Below are 14,896 nucleotides of genomic sequence, written 5' to 3'. Positions count from 1 at the left end.
CGCCCGAAGAATGGCATACCGCCCGGTCGGTACCTAGAGGTGTGCGGCAATCTCCTCATCACGGTCCGGCAACCCTCCGTCGCCGGCGAGGAGCCGGGACAGCTCGACGCGGGACCGTACGCCCAGCGCGGCGAACACATTGCGCAGGTGGTGGTCGACGGTGCGGTGGCTCACCGAAAGGCGCACCGCCACCTCCCGGTTGGTGGCACCCTCCGCCACATGGCGGGCGATGCGCTGCTGCTGCGGCGTCAGTGCCGCGAGCGGTCCCTGGCCCGGCTCCCCCGCCACCGCTTCGCCCGCGGCGCGGAGTTCACCTCGGCTGCGGTCCGCCCACGCGCGCGCCCCGCACCGCTCGAAGCCGACCAGTGCGTCGCGCAGCGGGCCGCGCGCCTCGCGGGTGCGGCGCCCGCGGCGCAGCCACTGGCCGAACAGGAGCTGCGTACGGGCGCGTTCGAACTCGCCGGGTGAGCGGTCGTGGTGCACGAGCGCACTCTCGTACGCGGCTTCCGTCTGCTGCGGCGGGGCGAGCAGGGCGCGGCAGCGGGCCAGTTGGGCGGGGGCGAGGCGGTCCGCGGTGGCCGCGGTCCAGCGGGTGAACTCCGCGGTGGCGTTGTGGGCCTCCGCCGTGCGCCCGGCCTGGACGGCCGCTTCCACGAAGCAGGGGACGGCCAGCATCCTGACGGCGAAGTGCCCGCGCCGGGGCCCGGGGGCGACCAGAGGGGCGAGGCGGGCCGCCGCGTCCCCGGGGCGCCCCGCCGCGAGATCCGCTCGGGCGACGGCCCAGACGGCGAGCGTGGCGGCCTGGTGGAGACCGTGCGGTCCCGCGCCCGCGGCAGCGGCCGCCGCATGCCCGGCGCAGACCTCCGCGTCACCCTCCACCGACGCGGCGAGAGCAAGGATGGCGTGCAGGCAGGCCGCGACGTTGGGCTGCCCGGTGCGGTGCGCGGCCCTGAGGCCTTCGAGGGCGTGCGCCCGGGCCGTGGTGTGGCGGCCCGCGCGCAGTTCTCCGTAGGCCAGGTGCTCCAGGGCGCGCGGCAGCAGGACCTCGGGGCCGTAGGCGCGCACGGCGGCGAGTGCGCGGGCGCCCGCCGCGCAGGCGGTCTCGACCTCGCCGACGACCAGGGCGGCGGCCCCGGCGCGCAGCAGCCCGCCGGGTTCGGCCGTCCTCGGCAGCGCGGCCAGGCAGCGGCGCAGCAGGGCATGGCCCTCGGCGGTGCGGCCCGACAGGACCGCGCACATCCCGGCGCGGTACGCCTCCAGGGGGGCATCGTCGGAGCAGGCGGGGACACGGGTCATCGCCTCCCGGTAGGCCGCGGCGTCGCCCATCGCCCAGGCCGCCTCCGCCGCGCCGATCAGCGCGTGGCGTGCGGGTTCGGGCGGGAGCAGCACGGCGGCGGTGAGCAGGGCCTCCCTCGCGTCGGCGGCCGGTCCGTCGGCGAGGGCCAGAAGTCCGCGCACCTGGTGGACGCCGCCGTGGGCGGGGGCTCCGGCGGTGCGGGCGAGCAGGGCGCGGGCCCGGACGGGGTCCCCTGCCTGCCGGGCCGCCTCCGCCGCGTCGGCGAGCCGGTCGGTGCGCAACGCCGTGTCGGCGGTGAGCGCCGCGGCGCGGGCCAGGGCGGCGGAACGCTCGGCGTGCGGGCGGGGCGTGGCCGCCGCCGCGGCGAGGGCCGAGGCGAGCCGTGCGTCGTGATCCCCGGCGGCGCAGGCGAGTTGGACCAGGCGGGCGAGGTGGTCACGGCCGGCCGCGGCGAGGCGGGCGTGGGCGGCTCCGCGGCGGGCGATCGGAGTGCCGTGCAGTACGGCCCGGCGTAAGAGGGGATGGGGGAAGTGGAGGCGTCCGCCCGCTCCGACGACCACACCGAGGGCTTCGGCGGGCGCGAGTCCCGTGGGGTCACCGCCGGCCCGCACCAGCAGGGCGAGGTCCGCGCCCGCGCCCTCGGGTTCGTGCTCCCCGGCCGCCGCGGCGAGCAGCAGAAGGGCGCGGGTGTCACGGGGCAGCGTGTCGAGGGGGGCGGCGTAGTCGTGCAGGACGGCTTCCCCGCCGGGCAGGGGGTCGGGCAGCGGGGTGCGGCCGGCCAGCTGATCAGGGGTGAGGGCCGTGACGAGCGCGGTGAGCAGGCGTGGGTTGCCCGCGGCCTCGCGGATCAGCCAGGCTCCGACGTCCGGGTCGGCGGCGCCACGGGTCAGCCGGTCGAGCAGGGAGCCGGCCGCGCTGTCGTCGAGCGGCCCGAGGCGCAGGATGGTGAGACCGCCCAACTCGCCTACTCCTACGTGGTGTTCGGCGAGGGTGAGCAGGACGGCCACGGGCCTCTCGGCGGGGAGGCGGCGGAGGTCGGCCAGGAGGGCGACCCGGTCCGCGGGGCGCCAGCTGTGCGCGTCGTCGACACACACCAGCAGCGGGCCTTCCTGCGGCAGCGCGGCGGGGGCGGTCCGCTGAACCGTCGGGATCGGGGCGCAGATCGCCCGCGCGTACTCCACGAGCGCGGTGCGGCCGAGGCCGGGCTGCGCGGTCAGGGCGAGCACACCGCCCCGGCCGGTCCGCAAGCGCCCCACCAGGGATCCCACGGCGGCGATTTCCGCACGGCGGCCGTACAGCTCGGGGGCCATGAGCGCGCCGGGTTCGGTCGTCGAACCGGGTTCGGTCGTCGAAAGGGTCACGCCCGCACGTTACTTTCGCGTAACACAGCCCGGAAGCCCGGCGTCCGCCGCACTGGGCACGCCACCAGCGGCACCCGCCTCCGGGTGTGCGCGAGCACAGTCCGGGGCCCGGGGCGTGACACACGTCGTCCGCCGCCGGCTGACCGGCGACGGACGACGGGCCCCCATGACGGGGCATCAGGACCAGGAGGAGTGCGGGCAGTTGCCGCGGTACTCCTCGATCGTGAGGCTCGGCCTCGGCAGTGGGCAGAGGAACTGCTCGTAGCGGGTGTCGTCGTCGATGAACCGCTTCAGCCAGGAAATGCTGTACTTCGCGATTGTCGTGTTGGACGAGTTCGGCGTGAAGTGGGTGGCGCCGTTGAGCTCCAGGTACGCCTTGTCCAGGCTGCTCGGCAGCGACTGGTAGAACGGCTCGGAGTGGGTGGCCACGGGGGCGACGGTGTCACCGTCCGCGCCCACGACGAGGGTGGGCGTGCGCAGCTCGGGCCAGGTGGTGTCGAGGTTCCAGCCGGTCAGCGGGATCGCCGCCTTGAGCGACGTACGGCTCTTGGCGGCCTCCAGGGTGCCGCCACCGCCCATCGAGTGCCCCATCACGCCGAGCCGGGAGGCGTCGATGCGCCCCCGCACCGAGCTCGACTTCGTCAAGTAGTCGAGTGCGGAGAGGAGTTGGCGTCCCCTGCTGTCTGGCTGGTCGAGGGTGGTGAGCGTGTCGATGGTGAAGACCACGAAGCCCTGGGAGGCGAGCCGCGGCCCGAGCCAGGCGATGCTCGACTGGTACGCGGTGAAGCCCGGGGAGATGACGACCGCACCGAAGGTGCCGTCAGTGGTGGACGTCGGGTAGTAGACGGTGCCGCCGCCGAAGCCGGACACGCTCAGGGACGAGACATTGGTCTGCGAGACGGCGTACGAGCCGCGCGTGGCCTCGATGCTGGAGACGGTGGGGGCGGGGCCGCGTTCGTACGGGTTGTCCGCGGCGGCCTGGGCGCCGGGCGCGAGGCCCGTGCCGAGGAGGCCGGCGGTGGCGACCGCGGCGGCCAGAGCGGCCCGCACCACAGGGCGGGAGAAGACGTGCAGGCGCACGGAGGGGTCCTCTCGTTCGTGGCGGGAGCCACGCGGGAGAGGGAGGTGCGCCCCGGTGGAGACCGCCGTGTTCGTTGGCGGTCCCCACCGTGGCGGTGCCGACGGGGTGTGGACATCGGTGAAATCACCGGTGTCGCGGTCCTGTCTCGCGGGGACGTCAGCCGCGGAGGGGGCCTTCGCAGGAGAAGTCGGACGTTCCGGCGCGGCTGTTGGTCCAGATCTCCACCTCGCCGAACGTGCAGTTCATGTCGGTGAGGTTGTTGTCGCCGCCGGCGGCACGGTCGAGGATGAAGGCGTCGACGGTCTCGGACATGTCCTTGAAGACGAGGTCGGGGCTCGCGGCGTCGCTGAGGTTCGCGGTGATCCGGCCGGTGCACACGAACCGCGGGCGGCCGGGCGCGCTGGTGGAGCGGCAGTCGGGCGTGATGCCGGTTTTCGCGACGAACGAGGAGCGGACCTGTCCCGCCGTACTGTCACTCAGCTTGCCGACGGGCACGTACCTGGTGTTGGGGACGAACAGGTCGTCGACGTGCGCGATCTGCTTGTCGAGGAACGCGTCGTAGCCGCTCTGCAGCCCCGCGTCCCGGCCGAGGCGGTCTCGCCAGGCGTCGAACGCGCCCGGGTTGTCGGAGCGCAGGTGGCGGTACATCTCCTTGAGCAGCGCCGGGCGTTCGCTCCACAGGAACTCGAAGAACGTGCCCGCGTAGTCGTAGAAGCGGAAGCCGTCCCCGTCGTAGGTGGCGTGCAGGAGCTTGTCGACGGTCATGCGCGGCCTGCCGCCCGCGGTGTCGTCGATGATGCCCTGGACCAGGGACTTGCGGACCTTGATGCCGTTGTCGCGCGTGGCACCGTCGAAGAACTCCGCCGTGCCCTCGTCCATCGCGGTCGTCCGGTCGCCCTCGTACCAGGGGCCCTCGCCGAAGAAGCCCGGCACGGCCCAGCGGCCGTTGAGGTAGTGGGTGTACTCGTGGCGGAACAGCTCTTCGAGCGTCAGCGAGGAGTCCTGGGGCACGCGCCGCTGGTAGGTGTAGAAGGTCGCGCCCTGCTCGATGTAGACACCGCCGTTGTCGGTGCCCATGCCGGTCAGGAGCGGGTGGAAGTTCTCGTAGTCGGCGCGTGAGGCGTACAGGATCGTGGTGAGGGTGGTGTTGGGGTCGCCGCCCAGCGGCTCCTGGGTGCCGACGACGCGGTGGAACTGGGCCTTGACCTGCTTGCTCGCGTAGTAGAGCTGGTCGACGGTGTCACGGTCGAGGGCGGTGCGGACCTTCATGCCGCCCTCGTCGTACGCGTAGGTCTGCGGGAAGAGGCGGCGCTCGATGTCGTCCCTGCACACCTTGTACGGCTTGCAGGCGTCGAACTCGATCAGCCAGGTGACGACCTTCGCCCATGGGGCGCTGCCGTCACCGAAGTTGCGGGCCGTGGTGTCGAGGAGCGGGCCGAGTCCGGTGACGATCTCGGTACGCAGGGCGTCGATCTGCCCCATGCGGCCGTACTCGCTCACCGCGTCGCGCACCACCCAGGCGTTGGGCTTGCCCTTGAGGTGGGTGTACCCGGCGAAGGCCTTGAAAGCGGCGCGGTAGGCGGGGTCGGCGGCCACCGCGGCGCGGAAGGCGGTGTCCTGGTTGCCGGGGTGGACGCCGAGGTAGTTCACGGTGAGCGCGGAAAGGGCCGCACCTGCCCAGCCGGTGTCCTGGGCGGTGTCGGGGTGGGCGGCGTCCATCGTGGCCAGGACCCGCTTGACGAGCGGGAGTTGATGCTGGCGAAGGCCCGCCGCGCTGGCCGCGGTCAGCGCCTCGCGGAGCGTCTCGGCGTTGGAGCGTGTGACGTCGAAGGCGTGGGCGGCCGAGCCGAAGGCATCCACGGCCCGCCGCATGGCGGCCAGGGTCGCCGGGTCGGTGATGTCGACCTCGTCGTGCGAGAAGCCCTGGTAGGAGACGGCGTGCAGATAGGTGAACATCTCGAGCAGGTGGCTGCCGTTGGTGCCGTCGTGGGATGCGGCGAGCTGGGTGACGCGCTGGGAGACGGCCTGGATGTGCGCGGCCGACATGACCGGGGCGAGGCGCCGGTCCCAGGTCCAGATGAGACCACGCAGACAGCCGTCGGCGGTGACGGCGGAGTCGGCGAGGAAGTCGACGAACTGAGCGGGTGACAGGCCCGTGACGCCGTCGAGGGTGCACGGCACCACCGCCTTGCCGACGGTCGCGCGGGGCACATCGGCCGTGACCTTCGCCTTGTCCGTACGGGGGCCGGGGACGCGGCCGTCGGTGAGTCCGCCGGGGGCGGGGACCTTCCGGGCGGCGGGCATCGGGGCCTTGGCGCGGCGGTCGACCTGGTCGGTCGGGCTCGGCGCCGCGGGTCCCGGCGCGGCGGGAGAAGCGGCGGGAGAGGCGGCGGCCTGGCGCCGGTCGGACGCGGGGGCTTGTGCGTCGGCGGCCGGTGCGGCCGTGGCACACAGCGCCACGGATATCGCCGCGGCGACCACGGATCTGCGCAGGGTTCGGGGTTGGTGCACGACAGGCTCCTGAGGTGTGGGAGGTGGGCCAAGCAGTGCGTGCGCATGACGCGGTAGCCCCCGTTTCGGCCTGAACTGCCAGCCGTGCAAAGGGACTTGAGAGGAGCAGTCCCGCGCCATGTGATGCGTAACGTAGTAATGTGAAATGGTACTGACAACCCCTCAGACACCGGATGACTCTCAACTCCCTTGCCGTAGCGAGTCGTTCACGCTCCTCACACTCCCTCGGAGGAGCAACGGATCCCGGAGCCGGAACAATGTGACCTTGTACTCTGGTGAATCACTCGGGGCGGGCGCGCGGGCCACGACCTGCGGGGCCACGAAGGGATCACCACCATGGGCCACCTCACACAGCGCACCCTCGTCACTCCCCGGGAGCGGCTGCGCGATCAGGTCGCCCACCATCTGCGTGCCGCGCTGATATCCGGCGAACTGCGGCCCGGCGAGGTCTACTCGGCGCCCGTCCTCGCCGAGGACTTCGGAATCTCCGCGACGCCGGTACGCGAGGCGATGCTGGATCTGGCCCGCGAGGGCCTGGTGGAGCCGATCCGCAACAAGGGCTTTCGCGTCACCGAGGTCAACGAACGCGACCTCGACCAGTACACCGAGATCCGCACCCTCATCGAGGTCCCGATGATCGGCCGCATCACCCGGTCCGCGTCGCGCGCGGAGCTGGAGCGGCTGCGCCCCGTGGCCGACGAGATCGTGCGCGCCGCCCGTGACCATGACCTCATCGGCTATCTCGAGGCCGACCGGCAGTTCCACCTCTCCCTGCTCGCGCTCGGCGGCAACGACCGGCTCGTCGAGACGGTCGGCGACCTGCGCAAGCGCTCCCGCCTCTATGGACTGACGGCGCTCGACGAGCGCGGCCGACTGATCCCCTCGGCACAGGAGCACATCGAGCTCCTGGACTTGATGGTGGCGGGCGACGCCAACGGCGCGGAACAGTGCATGGCCCGCCATCTCGGGCACGTGCGCTCGCTGTGGGCGCGGGACACCGAGACATAGACACAGCTGCGGGCACACGTGCGGGTGCAGGAGTGCGGCCTACTCGCGAGTTCGTTTGATTCTTCAACACATCGCGCGATTCATTGACGCGGACCGTTCACATCTTTATGGTCGCCTGACCTTCCCCGGCGACCCCGCAACGGAGCACAATGAGGTCCCTCCCCCGCACGGCCCGGTTCGTCGCACCCCTCCTGGTGGGTGTGCTGGCGGCGGCCGTTCCCCCCACCGCGGCGGCCGACATCGCGTCCCTGAGAACCGAGCAGCCGACGACGCCCGCGTCTTCCCACGACGACGAATGGACGCTGACGTCGACCCGTATCGACGCGAAGGACACGTACCACGCCTTCGTCGGCAACGGCTATCTCGGCCAGCGCGTCGCGCCCAACGGAGCCGGGTACGCCGCCTCCGAGGCCAAGACCGGATGGCCGCTGTTCAGCCGCCGCTACGACGGTTCCTTCGTCTCCGGCCTCTACGCACACAACACGGAAACGACCGAGAACCGCCAGGTCGCGGCTGCCATCCCCACCTGGAGCCCGCTCACGGTGTCCACCGGCGGCTCCGCGTCCGAGACATTCAGCTCCGCGACGCCGGCCGCCCGGATCTCGCACTACCGGCAGAGCCTTGACCTGCGCCGCGGCCTCGTGCGGACCGAGCTGACGTGGACGGCGGCCGACGGCCGGGCCACCGACCTCGCCTACGACGTCCTCGCGGACCGCACCGACCCCCACGTCGGCGCCGTACGGCTGCGCATGACCCCGCACTGGGACGGCCACGCCAAGGTCACCGACCGCATCGACGGGCGCGGCGCACGGCGCGTCTCCCCCACCGGCACACGGGCCCGCTCCGGAGGGACCATGGCCGTGGGGTTCCGCACGGACGGCACGAAGACCGAAGGCACGGTCGCGTCGACGCTCCGCGCCGGACACGGCGTGCGTACAGGAAATGAACAAACCTCCGCTCCTGCACGCGAGTTGAGCGCGCATCAGTCCGTCGGCGTGCCCGTCCGTTCCGGCCGGACCTACGAACTCACCAAGTACGTCGGCGTCGACACCGCGCTGACCTCCCGCTCCCCCGGGCGCGACGCCGTCGCCGCCTCGCAGCGGGCGGCCGGGCGCGGCTGGGACGCGCTGTTCGCGGGCCACACCGCCGCCTGGCGCAAGCTGTGGCGCAGCGACATCGAGGTGCCGGGCCGGGGCGAACTCCAGTCGTGGGTGCGCTCCTCCCAGTACGGCCTGCTGTCCAGCACCCGCACCGGCTCGGCCAACAGCATCTCCCCCACCGGCCTGAGCAGCGACAACTACGCGGGCCTCGTCTTCTGGGACGCGGAGACCTGGATGTACCCGGCGCTGCTCGCCGCCCACCCCGACCTCGCCAAGTCCGTGGTGGAGTACCGCTACCGCACCCGGGCGGGCGCCCGCGCCAACGCGAAGAAGCTCGGCCACCCTGGCCTCTTCTACGCCTGGACCAGCGCGAGCAAGGGTGACCTCACGTCCGAGTGCCACAGCGTGGACCCGCCGCACTGCCGCACCCAGAACCACCTCCAGAGCGACGTCGCGCTGGCCGCCTGGCAGTACTACCTCGCGACCAAGGACACCCACTGGCTGCGCACCCGCGGCTGGCCGGTGATCAAGGGCATCGCCGAGTTCTGGGCCGACCGCGCCACGCGCAACGCCGACGGCAGCTACTCCATCAAGGATGTCGCCGGTCCCGACGAGTACAGCAACGGCGTCGACGATGGCGTCTTCACCAACGCGGGCGCCGCCACCACCCTGCGCACCGCCACCCACGCCGCGAAGCTCCTCGGCGAGGATGCCCCGGCGGGCTGGAACACCGTCGCCGACAAGCTGCGCATCCCCTACGACAAGAAGAAGCAGGTCTTCCAGCAGTACGACGGCTACAAGGGCTCGGTGATCAAGCAGGCGGACACCGTGCTCCTGATGTACCCGCTGGAGTGGCCGATGTCGAAGAAGGCCGCCACGAACACCCTTGACTACTACGCTGCCCGCACCGATCCCGACGGGCCCGCCATGACCGACTCGGTGCACGCCATCGACGCTGCCGCCATCGGCGAGCCCGGCTGCTCCGCGTACACCTATCTGACGCGCTCCATCCGACCCTTCGTACGCGGCCCGTTCGACCTGTTCTCGGAGGCGCGAGGCGACAAGGCGGGGGCCACCGACCCGCTGTCGGGTTCTCCCGCGCAGAACTTCACGACGGGCCAGGGCGGATTCCTCCAGGTCTTCACCAACGGCCTGACCGGACAGCGGATGCGCGAGAACAGCGTGCACCTCGACCCGATGCTGCCGCCGCAGCTGTCCCGGGGCGTGAGGCTCAACGGGCTGCACTGGCAGGGCCGTACGTACGACATCGCCATCGGCGCCCATGACACGACCGTGCGTCTCACCCACGGCAAGCCCTTCGAGATCGACACGCCGCAGGGCAAGCAGGTCGTCAGCGAGGGCGCGCCCGCGCACATCAAGACCCGCCGCCCGGACCAGGAGCCCACCGACAACCTCGCCAGGTGCCAAGCGGCCAAGGCCAGTTCGGAACAGCCCGGCCAGTACGCGGACGCCGCCCTCGACGGCAGCGCCGCCACCGCCTGGGTGCCCGACACCGACCGAGCCACCCTCACCGCGGACCTCGGCGAGGCCGCCCGGTTCTCGCGGATCACGCCGCACTGGACCGACGTGAAGCCCACGAAGAGCACGGTGCGGACCTCGCTCGACGGGCAGCACTGGAAGACCGCCGAGCAGGGCGGCGGCATGGCCCGCTACGTCCGCGTGACGTTCACGTCCAAGGACGCGAAGAAGCCCGCGGGCATCCAGGAGTTGACCGTCAACCGATAGTCCGGACGGCGGGAGCGGTGGTGGAGGCACGGAAACCAAGTGCCGCCACCGCCGCTCCCGTTGTAGCGTGCCGGGCGTGGCAGACGAGGCGTACGAGAATCCCAGGCTGGCGGCGCTCTACGACCCGCTCGACGCGGACCGTGGCGACTTGGACGTATACGCCGCCGTGGCAGCGGAACTGAAGGCTCATCAGGTGCTGGACGTGGGATGCGGCACGGGCACGTTCGCCCTGCTCCTGGCCGACCGCGGGCTGCGGGTGACCGGAGTCGAGCCGGCCGCGGCCTCCCTCGACGTCGCACGCTCCAAGCCCGGCAGCGAGCGCGTGCGGTGGATCCACGGCGACGCGACGGCGCTCCCCGCGATGCGGGTGGACATCGCCTTCATGACCGCCAACGTGGCCCAGGCGATCGTGGACCCGGAGGTGTGGGAGGACACCTTGCGCGCCGTCCGCGCCGCGCTGCGGCCGGGCGGCCACCTCGTCTTCGAGACGCGCGACCCGGCCAGGCGGGCGTGGCAGGAGTGGAACCGCGCCGCGACCCACAAGACGGTCACCGTCGACGGCATCGGCGACGTCCAGACCTGGGTGGAGGTGACCGGCGTCAGCCTGCCGCTGGTGACCTTCCGCAGCACCGTCGTCCTCACCGCGACGGGCGAGACGCTCACCTCCGACTCGACCCTGCGCTTCCGCGAGCGCGACGAAGTGGTCGCCTCGCTCACCGCGCACGGTTACGTGGTGGACGAGATCCGCGACGCCCCGGACCGTCCCGGCAGGGAACTCGTCTTCCTCGCCCGCCGCCCGGAGCAGAGCGCCGCGCCGCTGGATCCGCCCGGCCGTGACACCGAGAGCCGTTGATCGCTTTCAGCTCATGAAGAAGATCACCGCGCTCGCCGGACTCGCTCTCGGCAGCGTTGCCCTCGCCACCCCCGCCCACGCCGACACTGACAGCAACTTCGGCGACGGCACCAACGCGGCGAAGGCACTGCCTCCCCTCCACTAGCCATCACCCGCCACCCCCGCGCCTGCTCAGGTGCGGGGTTTCGTCATGTCCGGAGCCCCGCCGCCCCGCCCCGGGGCACGCGTACGGTGCGCACGTCGATGGCGGTGAGGGCCAGGGCCAGCGGACCCGGTACGAGGAACGCGAGCGGCAGCATCATCCAGGCGCACAGCGCGGACGCCGCGAGGGCGAGCAGGACCAAGGCGCTGCCGCCCATGTCCCGCGTCGAGTCCCCGGCAGCTTCGCGCACCGCTGCCCGCCAGTCGGTGAGCGATGCGGGGCGGGCACAGGCGCGCAGGCCCACGATCACGGCGCACGCTCCGATGGCCGCCGCCGTCACGGCGAACACGCGGGCCCCAGGCAGCCCCGCCCCGGCCAGCGCCAGATCCGCCGCGAGTAGCAGCACCCCGGCGAGTGCGACCGCGCCAGCGGCGAGGTCACCGGGGCGGAACCGTTCACGCAGGAGCGCCACGTAACGCCCGGCCGTGGCGGGCCGGTCGTCCCCGGTGCCGCGCACGACGGCGCAGGCGGTGGAGAGCGCCGCCGGGGCGGTGATCAGCGGCAGACAGGCGAGCGCCGTGACGACGCCGAGGGCAAGGACATCCGCGAAGAGGGTCATCCGTGGCCCGAATATCTCGCCCGTCTCACGGGCCCGCGCGCTCATCCCTTGACCCCGGAGTTGGCCATGCCCTCGACCAGGAACCGCTGAAAAGCGAGGAAGAACAGCACGATCGGCAGGAGGGCGATCACCGACATCGCGAACATCGGGCCGAACGCCGACTGGCTGGAGGCGTCCACGAACGACCGCAGCGCCAGCGTCAGGGTGAACTTCTCCGGTGAGAAGAGATAGATCAGCTGGGTGAAGAAGTCGTTCCAGGTCCAGATGAAGGTGAAGATCGCGGTGGTGATCAGCGCGGGCCTGGTGAGCGGCAGGACGACCAGGAAGAAGCTCCGGAACGGGCCGCAGCCGTCGATCCTGGCGGCTTCCTCCAGCTCGCGGGGCAGTCCGCGCATGAACTGCACGATGAGGAAGACGAAGAAGGCCTCGGTGGCGAGGAACTTCGGCAGGATCAGCGGCCAGTAGGTGTTCACCATGCCGAGCTGGTTGAAGATGATGTACTGCGGGATCAGGACGGCGTGGTGCGGCAGCATGATCGTCGCGACCATGAAGGCGAAGAGCGGCCCGCGGAAGCGGAAACGCAGCCGCGCGAACGCGTAGGCGGCGAGGGAGCAGCTCAGTACGTTGCCGAGGACCGCGCCGCCCGCGATGAGCAGGGAGTTGGTGAGCAGCCTCCCCACGGACACGTCGTCCACGCCGTCCAGGGCGGTCGAGTAGTTCGACCACTCCAGCTTGCCCGGCAGCAGGTTCAGGCTCGCGATCACCTCGTCGGCGGGCTTGAGCGACGTGGCGACCAGCCAGGCCAGCGGGTAGAGCATCACCAGAAGCGCGGCCAGACATCCGGCGTGCAGGGCAGCGCGGCGCCAGGGAAAGGGCCGCCGGCCCGCGGTGGTGGCGGTGGTGGTCATCGCTCCCCCTCGTTCGCGTAGAAGACCCAGGAGCGCGAGGTGCGGAAGAGCACCGCGGTGACGGCTCCGATGGCGATCAGCAGGACCCAGGCCATGGCTGAGGCGTAGCCCATGTGGGACGCGACGAAGCCTCGGTCGTAGAGGTAGAGCGTGTAGAAGAGGGTGGAGTCGGCGGGGCCGCCCTTGCCGCCGCTGACCGCGAAGGCGGGCGTGAAGACCTGGAAGGCCTGGATGGTCTGGAGCACCAGGTTGAAGAAGAGCACCGGTGACAGCATCGGCAGGGTGATGGAGACGAACTGCCGCCTGCGGCTCGCCCCGTCCACCGCGGCGGCCTCGTAGAGCTCGGTGGGGATCTGCTGGAGACCCGCGAGGAAGATCACCATGGGGGCGCCGAACTGCCAGACGGTCAGCAGGGCCACGGCGAGGAGCGCCCAGCCGGGCTTGTTGACCCAGCCGCCGGTGTGGATGCCGATGTCCGACAGGAGGTTGTCGACGGTGCCGCCGTCGTTGAAGACCGCCCGCCACACCAGGGCGATCGACATGGAGGCGCCGAGCAGTGAAGGGGCGTAGAAGGCGGAACGGTAGAAGGACTTGCCGCGCCTCATGGACTTCAGGGCGAGGGCGACGGCGAGGGCGAGCGCCAGTTGCAGCGGCACGGCGATCACGACGTACATCAGGGTCGCGCCGACCGAGCGCCAGTAGCGCGGGTCCTCGGTGAACATCTGGACGTAGTTGCGCGGCCCCACCCAGCGCGGGGCGTTGAACAGGTCGTAGTCGGTGAAGGACAGATACAGCGACACGGCCATCGGGAGGAGCGTCAGGACGACGGCGCCCAGCACCCAGGGCGAGAGGAACACCCAGGCGGCGCCCTCCCGTTGGCGCCTGCCGCGGGACTTGCCCGGAGGCGCGGGGCTCTTCGCGCGGGCGGTCTTCGCGGGTAGGTCGGTGGTGGTCATGACCTCAGCTCCGCCTTCGCCTCGGTTATGAAGTCCTCCGCGGCCTCGCGGGGTGTCATCCGCTCGAACGACACCTGGTCGTAGTCACGGCCGAAGGTGGTCTGCAGGGCGTTGTCGCCCGATGGCGGGGCCTGTGGTGGCGCTTCGAGCTTCCCGTCGACGGAGTCCTGGTAGTCGGCGACTGTCTTGTCGAAGTCCTTCAGGTCGGGGCCGATGTCCTCGCGGATCGGCTCGTTGACGGGGATGCCGCGGGAGGCGCCGAGGATCTTCGCCGCCTTCTCGTCGTTGATCATGAAGTCGATGAACTCGGCGGATTCCGCCGGGTGTTGGGTGCTGTCGGCCGCGCCCATGAACATCGAGGGCTTGAAGTACTGGCCGAGTGTGCCGTCCGCGCCCGAGGGCATCGGGGCCAGCGTCAGGCCTTCGCCCACGATGGGTGTGTAGCCGCTGGACGGCGCGTCCCAGTTGAAGTCGGAGATCGCCTTGCCGCGGGCCAGCGGCTGGTTCTCCACCGTCCCGTCGAGCTGCGTGGTCTGCTGGGCGGACGACACCGCGCCCTCGCGCCGGAGCTTGTCGGTGAACGTCCACCAGCGGGTCAGGTCGTCGGCCGTGAAGCCGAGCGTGCGGTCCTTCGTGTAGAGGGCCTTGCCCTGGCCGCGCAGCCACACCTCGAAGCAGTCCTCGCTCTGGCCGGGGTCGACGGAGCCCGGCTTCCCGCTCTTCTCCGCCAACTCCCGCATGGCGTCGGCCCATTCGTCCCAGGTCCAGCCCTTGCGCGGGAGCTTCACTCCGGCCGCCTTCCACTGCTCGGCGTCGTACACGACCGTCTCGGTGCCGCGGCCCTGGGGGATCGCGTACTGGGTGCCGTCCACGACGCCGGTGGCGAGGAGGCCGGGGTCGATCTCGTCGGTGCGCAGGGCCTTCTTCTGCTTGCCGAGGTCGAGGAGGATGCCGCCGGACGCGTACTGGTCGATCTGCCGGTAGTCGAGCTGCATCACGTCCGGGGCGTCGCCGCCCGCCGCCTGGGTGGCGAGCTTCTGCTTGTACGCCTCGTAGCCGGCGAACGAGGTCTGCACCGTGATCCCGGGGTGCTCCTTCTCGAACAGCGCGACGGCTTCTTTCGTACGGGCCGCCCGGTCGGGGTTGCCCCACCAGGTGTAGCGCAGAACGGTCTTGCCGCCGCCGCTCGCTTCGTCCGAGCCGCCACAGCCGGTGAGCAGCACGCTGAGCGTGAGCACCATGACCGTCGCGCAGGACCACGTTGTCCTGTTTCCGGGCATGCCGATGACACCTCTCCTCTCTGGTTTCTTGATG

General features: G+C 71.6%; 11 protein-coding genes. 4 read left to right on the top strand and 7 right to left on the bottom strand.

What is annotated here, in order from left to right:
* Positions 1–33: 33 nt before the first annotated feature.
* From AB0E78_RS35075 to AB0E78_RS35065, 3 genes are all read right to left on the bottom strand, one after another.
* Complete coding sequence (locus tag AB0E78_RS35075) at positions 34–2,607, bottom strand: LuxR C-terminal-related transcriptional regulator (protein WP_361841810.1); 2,574 nt, start codon at positions 2,605–2,607, stop codon at positions 34–36.
* A gap of 228 nt (positions 2,608–2,835) precedes the next feature.
* Positions 2,836–3,738 carry an alpha/beta hydrolase gene (locus AB0E78_RS35070; protein WP_361841518.1) on the bottom strand — a complete coding sequence of 301 codons (903 nt, stop codon included), beginning with the start codon at positions 3,736–3,738 and terminating at the stop codon, positions 2,836–2,838.
* Positions 3,739–3,895: 157 nt separating this feature from the next.
* Positions 3,896–6,250: a collagenase gene (locus AB0E78_RS35065; protein ID WP_361841515.1), complete on the bottom strand. Its 2,355-nt coding sequence runs from the start codon at positions 6,248–6,250 to the stop codon at positions 3,896–3,898.
* A 336-nt stretch (positions 6,251–6,586) separates the two neighbouring features.
* Between AB0E78_RS35065 and AB0E78_RS35060 the strand changes: the two genes are divergently transcribed.
* The 4 genes from AB0E78_RS35060 to AB0E78_RS35045 all read left to right on the top strand — a co-directional run bounded on the left by AB0E78_RS35060 (position 6,587) and on the right by AB0E78_RS35045 (position 11,102).
* The gene (locus AB0E78_RS35060) at positions 6,587–7,258 is read left to right on the top strand and encodes a GntR family transcriptional regulator (protein WP_361841512.1); all 672 of its coding nucleotides are present in this window, start codon (positions 6,587–6,589) and stop codon (positions 7,256–7,258) included.
* Between the two features lie 149 nt (positions 7,259–7,407).
* Positions 7,408–10,104 (top strand): discoidin domain-containing protein, encoded by a 2,697-nt coding sequence (locus AB0E78_RS35055; RefSeq protein WP_361841510.1) that lies wholly within the window; start codon positions 7,408–7,410, stop codon positions 10,102–10,104.
* Positions 10,105–10,180: 76 nt separating this feature from the next.
* On the top strand, positions 10,181–10,957 hold the full coding sequence (locus AB0E78_RS35050; protein ID WP_361841507.1) for a class I SAM-dependent methyltransferase: 777 nt from the start codon (positions 10,181–10,183) through the stop codon (positions 10,955–10,957).
* A 13-nt stretch (positions 10,958–10,970) separates the two neighbouring features.
* Positions 10,971–11,102 carry a hypothetical protein gene (locus AB0E78_RS35045; RefSeq protein WP_361841505.1) on the top strand — a complete coding sequence of 44 codons (132 nt, stop codon included), beginning with the start codon at positions 10,971–10,973 and terminating at the stop codon, positions 11,100–11,102.
* A gap of 43 nt (positions 11,103–11,145) precedes the next feature.
* On the opposite strand, the gene AB0E78_RS35040 is transcribed toward AB0E78_RS35045, so the two are convergent.
* Genes AB0E78_RS35040 through AB0E78_RS35025 form a run of 4 tightly spaced genes read right to left on the bottom strand, consistent with a single transcriptional unit; the run spans position 11,146 to position 14,862 of the window.
* Entirely contained in the window at positions 11,146–11,763 is a 618-nt protein-coding gene (locus AB0E78_RS35040; protein WP_361841502.1) for a hypothetical protein, read from the bottom strand.
* Complete coding sequence (locus AB0E78_RS35035; protein ID WP_361841499.1) at positions 11,760–12,626, bottom strand: carbohydrate ABC transporter permease; 867 nt, start codon at positions 12,624–12,626, stop codon at positions 11,760–11,762. Before AB0E78_RS35035 ends, AB0E78_RS35040 begins: the two co-directional genes overlap by 4 nt.
* Positions 12,623–13,582, bottom strand: a complete 960-nt coding sequence (locus AB0E78_RS35030; protein WP_361841496.1) for a sugar ABC transporter permease — start codon at positions 13,580–13,582, stop codon at positions 12,623–12,625. Before AB0E78_RS35030 ends, AB0E78_RS35035 begins: the two co-directional genes overlap by 4 nt.
* Positions 13,579–14,862 carry an ABC transporter substrate-binding protein gene (locus AB0E78_RS35025; protein ID WP_361841493.1) on the bottom strand — a complete coding sequence of 428 codons (1,284 nt, stop codon included), beginning with the start codon at positions 14,860–14,862 and terminating at the stop codon, positions 13,579–13,581. The genes AB0E78_RS35030 and AB0E78_RS35025 overlap by 4 nt, the downstream gene beginning before the upstream one ends.
* Between the last annotated feature and the right edge of the window lie 34 nt (positions 14,863–14,896).

Source organism: Streptomyces sp. NPDC032198 (assembly GCF_040636975.1).
Classification (GTDB): Bacteria; Actinomycetota; Actinomycetes; order Streptomycetales; family Streptomycetaceae; genus Streptomyces.
The sequence above is the reverse complement of the archived record's forward strand: the minus strand, read 5'-3'. Positions and strand labels throughout refer to the sequence as shown.